The sequence below is a fragment of the Lapillicoccus sp. genome, assembly GCF_025353065.1.
In the GTDB taxonomy this organism is placed as follows: domain Bacteria; phylum Actinomycetota; class Actinomycetes; order Actinomycetales; family Dermatophilaceae; genus Lapillicoccus.
The window spans coordinates 1-8,462 of the sequence record NZ_JANXRJ010000241.1 but is presented as its reverse complement, the minus strand read 5'-3'; the positions used below and the strand labels follow the sequence as shown (position 1 = coordinate 8,462).

At 66.9% G+C, this 8,462-nt stretch carries 10 protein-coding genes and 1 tRNA gene; 4 read left to right on the top strand and 7 right to left on the bottom strand.

Annotated elements, in window-relative coordinates; translation table 11 throughout:
- The first annotated feature begins 12 nt into the window (after positions 1–12).
- The 3 genes from Q0R63_RS17915 to Q0R63_RS17905 all read left to right on the top strand — a co-directional run bounded on the left by Q0R63_RS17915 (position 13) and on the right by Q0R63_RS17905 (position 1,044).
- A tRNA-Thr gene (locus Q0R63_RS17915) sits at positions 13–85 on the top strand.
- 385 nt (positions 86–470) lie between these two features.
- Positions 471–677, top strand: a complete 207-nt coding sequence (locus tag Q0R63_RS17910; RefSeq protein ID WP_295700339.1) for a hypothetical protein — start codon at positions 471–473, stop codon at positions 675–677.
- Positions 652–1,044: a hypothetical protein gene (locus Q0R63_RS17905; RefSeq protein ID WP_295700337.1), complete on the top strand. Its 393-nt coding sequence runs from the start codon at positions 652–654 to the stop codon at positions 1,042–1,044. Before Q0R63_RS17910 ends, Q0R63_RS17905 begins: the two co-directional genes overlap by 26 nt.
- 505 nt (positions 1,045–1,549) lie before the next feature.
- Here Q0R63_RS17905 and Q0R63_RS17900 read toward each other — a convergent pair.
- From Q0R63_RS17900 to Q0R63_RS17875, 6 genes are all read right to left on the bottom strand, one after another.
- A complete protein-coding gene (locus Q0R63_RS17900) occupies positions 1,550–2,026 on the bottom strand; it encodes a hypothetical protein (protein WP_295700335.1) in 477 nt (158 codons plus the stop codon).
- Between the two features lie 9 nt (positions 2,027–2,035).
- Positions 2,036–2,176, bottom strand: coding sequence for a hypothetical protein (locus Q0R63_RS17895; RefSeq protein WP_295700332.1), 141 nt, complete (start codon positions 2,174–2,176; stop codon positions 2,036–2,038).
- Positions 2,166–2,783: a helix-turn-helix domain-containing protein gene (locus Q0R63_RS17890; RefSeq protein ID WP_295700329.1), complete on the bottom strand. Its 618-nt coding sequence runs from the start codon at positions 2,781–2,783 to the stop codon at positions 2,166–2,168. Before Q0R63_RS17890 ends, Q0R63_RS17895 begins: the two co-directional genes overlap by 11 nt.
- A gap of 1,039 nt (positions 2,784–3,822) precedes the next feature.
- Positions 3,823–3,960, bottom strand: a complete 138-nt coding sequence (locus tag Q0R63_RS17885; RefSeq protein ID WP_295700327.1) for a hypothetical protein — start codon at positions 3,958–3,960, stop codon at positions 3,823–3,825.
- Complete coding sequence (locus tag Q0R63_RS17880) at positions 3,957–4,289, bottom strand: transposase (protein ID WP_295700324.1); 333 nt, start codon at positions 4,287–4,289, stop codon at positions 3,957–3,959. The genes Q0R63_RS17885 and Q0R63_RS17880 overlap by 4 nt, the downstream gene beginning before the upstream one ends.
- A 53-nt stretch (positions 4,290–4,342) precedes the next feature.
- Positions 4,343–5,821, bottom strand: coding sequence for a hypothetical protein (locus Q0R63_RS17875; RefSeq protein ID WP_295700322.1), 1,479 nt, complete (start codon positions 5,819–5,821; stop codon positions 4,343–4,345).
- Positions 5,822–6,352: 531 nt separating this feature from the next.
- Between Q0R63_RS17875 and Q0R63_RS17870 the strand changes: the two genes are divergently transcribed.
- Positions 6,353–6,502: an Eco57I restriction-modification methylase domain-containing protein gene (locus Q0R63_RS17870; RefSeq protein WP_295700319.1), complete on the top strand. Its 150-nt coding sequence runs from the start codon at positions 6,353–6,355 to the stop codon at positions 6,500–6,502.
- A 680-nt stretch (positions 6,503–7,182) separates the two neighbouring features.
- On the opposite strand, the gene Q0R63_RS17865 is transcribed toward Q0R63_RS17870, so the two are convergent.
- Entirely contained in the window at positions 7,183–8,241 is a 1,059-nt protein-coding gene (locus Q0R63_RS17865) for an ISAs1 family transposase (RefSeq protein ID WP_295700318.1), read from the bottom strand.
- Between the last annotated feature and the right edge of the window lie 221 nt (positions 8,242–8,462).

The window sequence follows — 8,462 nt, the reverse complement described above, 5'->3', positions numbered from 1 at the left end:
CTCGAGGTCACGGCCGGCATGGCGCAATTGGCAGCGCACCTGTCTTGTAAACAGGGGGTTCCGGGTTCGAGTCCCGGTGCCGGCTCCGAAATCCGTTGTTGCACAATGAGATTCGCGTAGTTGAAGGGTCCAATCACCCCCACTTCGAGAAGCTGGTTGTCCTTGTTCTGATCGGGCCCTGACCTGCAACGATGTCGCGTCAGACCGGTGCCACCGTCGCGGCGCCGGTCTCGGGCAAGGGTGGTGTGCGCTCGGGGATCGCACGTGGATGGCACGGTCTTCGTCTCTGCGCCGGCTTCGGTCTGTGTGCGGCGCCGGTACTCGACCGCGGTCGAGTACCGGCTGACAGCGTCGATGCGTGGTCCTGTCGTTGCCGGTGGCTCCGATCGAGCCGGAAGCGTCGAACGCGGCATCAGCGCCGTCTCGTCGGTGCGGTAGGCGATCACCACGGCGATGCCGACGGAGGTCGGATGGATGGTCCGCGCGCCCAGCGCCTCGATGGAGCGGCCAAGGTGCTCGGAGGGCTCGACGACCTCGACCTCGGTCAGGCCGGGAGCGTCCTGCCTTCCACCGGGGATCGACGTGGGTTCGAGGATGTGATTTTTGGGGGTTCCTGGCTGTCACTCTGGTTCGTCGTGACAGACTGGAACGATGACGACGACTGCCCGGCGTGGTGACCTCAAGCCCTACGAGGACTCAGTACGGCTCGCTGTGCCCGCGCTCGTCGACCAGCTGCGCGAGCTCTTGGGGGCGCGGTTGGTGGCTTACCTGGGGTCGGTCAAGGAGACACGCGCGGTGCGTGAGTGGGCCGAAGGGTCGCGTCAGCCCTCGGACCAGGTCGTGCAGCGGCTCCGTGTGGCCTACCGGGCGGCGGCGACCATCGGGGTAAGCGACAGTCCGAGCGTGGCGCAGGCGTGGTTCCAGGGGGCCAACCCCCAGCTCGACGAGGTGGCGCCAGCGTGTCTCCTCCTCGAGGGGGAACCTCGTACGGCGCACCCCGCGGTCATCGTAGCGGCTCAGGCCTTCGCGGCCACCGCGGGCTAACCGCTCGCGGAGCCACCGGACCTCGTGGCCTCAACGGGTCCGCACGGGACCCTCGACGCTGCGAGCCGTGAGCGCGCCATATTGCTCTGCACCCTGTAACGCCGAGCCGGCCGATGGCGTATCCGCTCAGTCGGGCCGGGCTACATCGAAGGCCTTGAACACCTCGCCGTCCTGCAGGGCGTCGATGTCCAAGACTGAGGACTCAGGACGGCCCCCTCGGGATTGCGGTGTAACGATTGGCCTGGTCGACAACCTCGGGCGGTGCCGGTCGGTCGGTGCAACCTGGCATATTCGGCCATGAGCCGGGCGGCTGTCTGGGGGTACGAAGGGTTGGCGCGGCGAGGGCTGGGAGTGCGTCGGTCTGTTTCGTCCGCGATGAGTTCAGGGCCGGCGCTGGAGGGCGGGAGCTCCGCGACGAGGTCGAGGTCGTCGACGGTGACGTCGTCGCCTGTGGCGCCGCGGATCCGGGCCAGGGACTGCTGTCGTCGTTCGACGAACCACAAGTTCACGTGCAGGGCCATGTCGTGGGCGACCGCCGGGGTGACGCCGTGATCTGCGCCAACGCCGTGGGTCGTGTTGCTGGGTCGAACAGGAGGCGGACGATGTCGAGGAGGTCGGTGCCTTGCTTGTCGTTCGACCTGTTCATGACCGCCTGGAGCTTCATCGCGATCAGAGGTCCGGGTTCCGCGACGAGCGTGGTCACGGTGACGCTCGAGTGATCGGTGAGGAGTACCTCGATCGTGAGCTCGGTCGCGGTGTCGTGGGCCCAGGCGTGGGCGGAGGCGTGCAGTCGGTCGCCGGGGTCGTCGCGGGGTCGGTCCAGCTCGACCTGGCGGACCTCGAGCACGTCGATCTTCACGGGCCCGAAGCGGGTGGGGAGCAGCACCGCGGTGGGGTCGACCGGCTCAGCGCCGGTTGCGGCTCGGAGGAGCTCGAGCTGGGGGAGGTGTCCTCGTAGGCGGTCGACGACGTCGAGGTCCACGGTGGCGCGTTAGGGGTTCGACAGGCGGGCGAGAACCGCGAGCCCGCCGACGACGACCGGTGGTCGACCGATCAGGGCGTGTGCTTCGTCGATCCCCTGGACGATGGCGGCCATCGCGTCACCAACGAAGGTGACCCGGTCACCAGACACGGGTCCACGCCTCGGGTGGGGTCCAGCTTTCGAGGATCTCGCGGCCTCGGCCCGCGTCCTGGGCGAGGTCGAGCGCGACGAACACCGGGTGCGCGAGGGGCCAGTTGGCCGGGTTCGCCGCGGTGTCGGCGCGCTGGCGGACGATAGCGAGGACGGGGGCCACGCGGATGCTGGCCTGGGCCCGCGATGGGTCGGCCGCTGCGCCGAGGAGGGTTACTGCCCGGCGGGCGATGACGTCGCTGGGGACGAAGAAGTCCAGTCTCTGCCCGGCCCGGACGGCGAGAGGGGCCCCGTACGCGGCAGCCGCAGCTGAGTCGGTCAGCGCCCATCCTGGCTCGTGCTCGACGTCGTCGAGCCCGAGGCGCAAGGCCTGGGTCAGGGTGATGTCACCGGCTGATGGCGCGTGGGTGAGGTAGGTGCGTCGGGTGGGCCAGCGGTCGGCCACCTGCCAGAACAGACCGGTGCCCACGAGGGTGTTCCTCTCGTCCACCAGGTCGTCCCGCCGCAACGCCGACAGGACCTCGGACACGGTGCTGGGGGAGCGGCCCAGGCTGCGGGCCATCTCCCGTACGACGGCGGGTCGTGACGGGGACATCAGCACGGACACCGCCCACCTCGAGACCGGCCTTCCCGGCCAGCGCACCGGACCGTGGGGGTCGCTGGTGGGCGGGCTGGACATCGGCGTCGATCACGAGACCCACGGCACGCAAGGCCAGATGACCTCGCAGGTCCAGGTAGCCGGCGCCCCGCGAGGTGAGAACATCGCGCGCGTCACCCGTCACCCGGTCGGCCACCACGAAGACGACCCCATCGGATGGCTGCGCGTCGGCCAGCAGTCGGTCGGCGGCGTCCACCAGAGCGCGCCGCTGCAGCTGAACGCCTATGCGGACGTCTTGGTCGGTCAGGACGAGGTCTGTGCCCGCCGGGTTGGTGACATGGAACCGGACCGCCAAGCCCAGCTCCGCGAAGGCCTCGGTGATCAGGGGTTCGATTGTCACCTCAACATCCCTCCTCTATGTTCGCTGTCCGGTCAATACCGAACAGCGAACCCCTCACGAGACCGGGAAGGCTACCGAGGCCCCCGGCCACGGGTGCTCAGGGATGGCCTCAGGGATCGCACGTGGATCGCACGACGACACGACGGCGGGGTCCGTCGGGACGTCGTTGCAGGTCAGGGCCCCGCCGCGAGCTCGTGCTCGACGTCTGGTCAACAGGGGGTTCCGGGTTCGAGTCCCGGTGCCGGCTCCGAATTGCGCTGTTGCACACGGAGATTCGCATAGTTAGAGGGTCCGATTGCCCCTGTTTGAGAAACTGGTTGTCCAAGTTCCGATCGGGCCCTGACCTGCGACGATGTCCCTGCAGGCCGCCGTCACCGTTCGCAGCATCGGCCTCAGGCAAGGGGGGTGGTGGCACCGGGATCGCATGTGGATGGCAAGGGCGGAGCCGCGGGGTCCGGGCTGGTCGGCTGGCCCCGACTCCTTTGGCACGGAGTGCGCCGCTCCCGCGGGGTGGCGCGCAGGTGCCCCCCAACCAACCTTGAGTGAGTGATGGCCGGGGGACCGCGACCGGGCCCATGTCAGCCCGGGGCGGTAGCCGGGTCGGCTCGGACGCTGCCGGCCGGACGCGTCTGGCGCCACCATGTCGGCTCAAAGGTCCTCGGTGCGGTGCTCCTCGATGGCGCGACGGTCCGGGTCCGAGTCGACGGGGTCCTGCTCGATGCGGGTGCGGCGTACCACCCAGTTGTCGTGCAGCTTGGGGTTCGCCCGCTGCCCGGCGGTGGTCACGGTTGGACGGTGACGACGATCTTGCTCGCGGACACGCCCTGGCGCAGGACACCGTGTCCCCGCAGCCCGTCAGGCAAGCAGGTGACGATTTCAACGACGTCGAGGAGGCCGGCATGGGCAACATCCTCGCCGCCTGCCGCGGCGCCGGGTCCGCCTGCGCGCACCTCCTGCCCGAGGCGGTTCCCCAAAGTCTGAGCGACCAGACCATTCTCTCGAGCGACGTCCGCGACGGTGCGAAACTTGTTGGTGACTTCCCGGACCGCTGCTCTCTTAAATTCCGGAGAGAAAGTCCGATGCGTTCGTGCCACGTCTTCTTCCGATCTGTTCACCTCATTCTACTGGCGCCCACTGTCTGGAAGGAATCAGGCACCTCAGAGCCCGCCTAGGGGTTTGTGGGAAAGTAGGCGAGGCGTTGGATTGTCTTGTCGCTGCCCACTTTTGTGGCATCACCGCCGATGTATACCCCGGACCCGGTGCTCAGGGACGACGCCCATCCGGCGCCGCGACCGGTGGCGGTGCTCGCGTTGAACGCAGTGACTGCTTGTCCGTACCCAGCGTCACCGGTGTTGACGTCTATGGCCCCGATGCCGTAGTGGAATTCCTGCGTTGCAGGGACCTTGACGCCGCCAATGTAGACCGCGTGGTTCAGTGACTTGTTGTGGCCACCGGTGTAGGCGACTGTGCCGACATCGACGACGGTAAACAGGGAGTCAAACCCGGTAACATTGACGACGTCGGGTGCGGTCTGGGTCACTTGGCTGCTGTCGAAGCGGGAGAACGCGTCGCACAGTGCCCCCTGGTTGGGTTGACCTGCCTGTTGCGGGCCGAAGGCGTCGAATCCACCACCGCCGCTGGCGGCGATGTCGAAGTGGACGTTGTCGGGTGACCAGTCCACTCCCCGCGCCCAGGTATCGCTCGCCTTACACGCGGCGGGACCGCTGGCATGCAGGTTGGTCGGGTCGTTCCAGGGGTCGACCGTCGCGGTGCCATCGGGCTGGATGTTGAGCACCACCACCTCCTCGTGGTCCGCGCCGCCGACCGTCAGGAAGTTCCCGATCACCACGGCCTTGGTGCCGGCGTTGTTGACTGCCACCTGCGCCACCTTTGTTCCCACCGTGGTGGTCACCTGGCCAGCTAGCGAGAGCTGCTGACCGGTGAGGCCACCGACAGGTGTGACGAACGCCAACCCCACCTGCCGGGTCCCGCCAACATGGGTGAACGGGCCACCCAGCCAAAGGCTGCCATTGACGAAGTCCACGTCATTGACCACGCTACTACCGCCCCCGCGACCGACATTGGCGTTGAAGGCAGGATCGACGGTGCCGTCTAGGCTCAGCGCCGCCACGCCCATGCTGGGGCTGACCGGACCGCCTTGGAACGGCGCGACATTCTGGAACGAGCCGGCCACGTAGAGGTCGGTTCCACTGCTGGCGAGGCCCGTCACGGCGGAGTCCTTGTATTCCAAGCCCGTTCCGGACTCTGCGCTCTTGTACAGCTGCGGCTTGAAGGTGGTATCGACCGCAAATGTCGTGGCGTCGAAACGAAACAGGTTGTGATAACCCGAAATCAAAACATTACCGCCCGTCGACCGGTCGATCACGCTGTCGATGATGCCGCCAGCGTAGATCCACGTACCCACTTGCTTGAGAACCAAGACACGGCGACACAAGTTCGGGTCGGCCCCGGCAAGAGAACCCACCTTCCCATAGCACGAGCCACCCGGGACCACCGGCGCCACGTCGCTCGAAACCGTACTCACCACGGAGGAGATGGGCTGGCCAGCGAACGCCGAAGGAGCAACCAGACCAGCCAGCGCGGCCATAACACTACCGATCGGCATCAATCTGCGTTTGACGTTCATCCTCGTCCCCATCTCTCAAGCAACCCGTGTACCGGCTCCGGACGGCCGACCAGCGCGTGCTGGCCGCTGAGGCGTCACACAACATCATGTGTCCGGTGTGTCACGGTTCATGGCCCGCTAACAGTCGCACTCCACGCACAGTATATGGGCGACCAACAGTTTTCAGAAGAGGTCGGCCGCCTTGCGCGAATGGCTTACCGGTAGTGAACATCTACCGGGACTCCTGACATTGGCCGACTGGCGCGCCTGATCGAATCCCTGTTCGGCGCGGTATCAGGGCGGGGGTTGACGGTGCACCACCAGCCCGAGATCTGATCGGTCTCAGCTCCCAAACCACCAGTCAAGGGTGCCCAGTCTCGTTGGCGGTAGCGCCCCTGGTGCGACGGTCGCTGTCCGAAGTCACGCCCGCGGCAGCGCCCGGATCGGCACCCGCCAGGCTCACCGCCTGAACAGTGACACCGGACACTTCCGGGTCGGCAACCTCGTCTGCATGACGCCCGAAGAACGTGACACCATCGTCGCCGAGACGCCGTGAGACGACTGGACATGGCCAAGAAGTTCGACGTGGTGACCGGCAATCCTCCCTTCCAGGAGGACTATCTGGGCGGCGCCACCGACAACATGCCCATCTACGACAAGTTCATCGACGCCGCATACGAGGTGGGCACCGGGGGCCGATGAGGCCAACGTCGTGATCCGGCACAAGATGCTCACCACCAGCTGGCACTTGGCAGTCACGAGCACCCTCGACGACGACCCCGGCGCCGACTACGTCAGCAGCCTCCACCCCGAACGCATGCATCGTTGCTGGTCAGAGGCTCGCGTTGGTAGATCGGTCCGAGTCTGGAAAACTGGGGTTTCCGGGTTCGAGTCCCGGTGCCGGCTCCACCTCTGACCAGCGCCCTAGGGGCTCTGACCTGCGGGGAAACCTTACTTCTTGGGTCTCAAGCAGCGCCTCAGATGGACAGGAGGTACCACCGGCGTACCGGGGGCGGCTAGGAGTTGAGCGATCGTGAAGTGGGCAACGCGAGGCGGGACCTTGAACGGGCGTGAGTTGCAATGAACCTCAGCAGGTTTTCTTGGTTTGGCACACCCATGAGTTGAACGACGGGCAGTCTGACGAGAAGCTCTTGGGTGTGTACTCGACCGAAGAACGAGCCAAGAGCCGGATAGGGCTTGCAGTAAATCTGCCTGGGTTCAGCGAAGCGCCCGATGGCTTCGAAGTGGCTCACTATGTGGTTGATCGTGACCAGTGGCCTGAAGGTTTCGTGAGCTCATGACGTCGGCTCTCACTGTTTGCCTCCTCCCTCTGTACGTCCTCTGTACGGGGCGTGTTTGCAGGGCCTCGGCAAGGTCGTGTTCTAGCAGGTCAGTAGGCATGTGACGGCTTCGTCGGGGTGCGCGGCGTGATGTCGTAGTGCGGCAGCGATGTTGGTCCAGCCGGCTTGTCGAAACAAGCTGATTGCGGTGTTGCGCAGGGTGGCCATCACTTGGGGGGCGTTGCCGGTCCGGACCTGGGAGCGGTCCTCGTCGAAGCTGACATCACGCACCCAATGCAGGCGGTTCTCGATGCCCCAGTGGCCCTGGACCCACGCAGCGAGGGTGGCCGGCGGTGCGCTCTGGTGGTCGGCGGAGGTGATTAGGTAGACGACCTCCACGCTCTTCCTCCCGCCGCGAGTGACGGTGCGGCGGACCTGCGCGATCTGGGCTGCGCCGGCGAAGTGGACCCACGTTGGTGCGGTGACGACCTTGATCGTGCGGGTCACCCGGCGGCCGTGCCCGCGGGTGGTGACCCGGTGGCTGGGGACGTTGTCCCAGGGCAGGTCCTTGCACGCCCGGTGCAGCGTGGGCTGGTTCTTCTTGACGGTGAACAGGTAATCCCCGCCGCCGTCGGTGATGGCCTGCGCGGTCTCGCCCTGGGTGTGCATCGCGTCCACGGTCACGACCACACCGGTCAGGTCGAAACAGGCGAGCAGGTCTCGTACCGCAGGGATCTCGTTACTCTTGGCCGCGACGGCAACCTGCCCCACGACGGTCCCGGTGGCGTGGTCGAACGCGGCGACCAGGTGCGGGGCGACCGCGTTCGCGGTACGCGCACCGCGCACGGTTTTGCCGTCGAGCGCGATCACCCGCCGGCCGGCGACGACGTGGGTGCGGGTCCACACGAACGCCCCGATCACCCGGTCCAACAGATCAGCATCGACCCGCGCGAACGCGCGCCGGATCGTCGACTCCGTCGGTCGACGCGCCCCCCCACCCTCCCCGACACCCAGCCGGATCAGCGCCGTCTCGGACTGACCGGCGACCCATTCCCCGATCGCGGCGAACGACTGTGCACCGGTCAGGACGGCCGCCAACCCCACCGCCAGGATCACCGGTAGCTGGTGGCGGACCCCGCGACGGTCCCGCGGATCAGGCACCGACCAGAGCAGCGCCAACAGCTCCGGTCGGCCCGGCGCTTGCGCGGGGGCAGGGGTGGTGGACGAAGATGACATCGGCGGGTGTGGTCCTCGGCGTGGTGGTGAGCGTCAGAACTTCCATCCAAGCCCCAAGGGCCACACCCGTCACTCACGCCACACCGCGTGACACACATGAAAAGACGCAGGTCAGCGCCCTACCGCCCGACTTTGCCGAGGCCCTG

Excerpts from the sequence above, each read along its gene's own strand:
- Q0R63_RS17910 (WP_295700339.1), top strand. The coding sequence starts at position 471 with ATGGATGGTCCGCGCGCCCAGCGCCTCGATGGAGCGGCCAAGGTGCTC.
- Q0R63_RS17905 (WP_295700337.1), top strand. The coding sequence starts at position 652 with ATGACGACGACTGCCCGGCGTGGTGACCTCAAGCCCTACGAGGACTCA.
- Q0R63_RS17875 (WP_295700322.1), bottom strand. The coding sequence starts at position 5,821 with ATGAACGTCAAACGCAGATTGATGCCGATCGGTAGTGTTATGGCCGCG.